At 31.9% G+C, this 504-nt stretch carries 1 protein-coding gene and 1 pseudogene; both read left to right on the forward strand.

The annotated features are described in order from the left end of the window. On the forward strand, positions 1 to 207 hold a 207-nt coding region (locus AC3G7N_RS22825; RefSeq protein WP_489424373.1), incomplete at its 5' end, for a hypothetical protein. A gap of 12 nt (positions 208 to 219) precedes the next feature. Continuing rightward, positions 220 to 504: pseudogene (locus tag AC3G7N_RS22830) on the forward strand (copper resistance D family protein); the annotation flags it as partial.

Consider the following 504-nt stretch of genomic DNA (forward strand, 5'->3'; position numbering starts at 1 on the left):
GAAAAAAAGCAACAAAATACTACTACTGATGAACCGGAAAAAGAAACGCTTAAATCACTAGACGGTAGTGAAATAGATAATCAAAATGCTACAGGGAAAACAAACGATGACAATGAATCAACTTTAGTATTTGGAATTATTTCATTGTTAATTATTGCAGGAATAATATTCCTTACTTGGATGTGGTTTAGTAGAAGTAGAAAATAAGAGGTGTAAGCTATGACATTATTCGTTTCATTAACTGAGTTTATTTTATATTGTTGTTTTTCAATACTTATTGGGTCATTAATTCTGCTTTTGGTTCCAGAAAACAAAAGACCCTCTTTGTACATACCTAAAAAGATACTTTATTTAGCAACTGGATTAATTCCCCTGACTTCTCTTCTTCCTGTTGCCAGTACCGCTAAAATACTTTCAGGCGATTGGGGATTTTGGTTCATCTTTAAGAATGTCTTATTTACTTTTGAAATCGGAAAATCATGGCTGTTTATCGCTATAATTTCG

The sequence above is a fragment of the Virgibacillus carmonensis genome, from assembly GCF_057836705.1.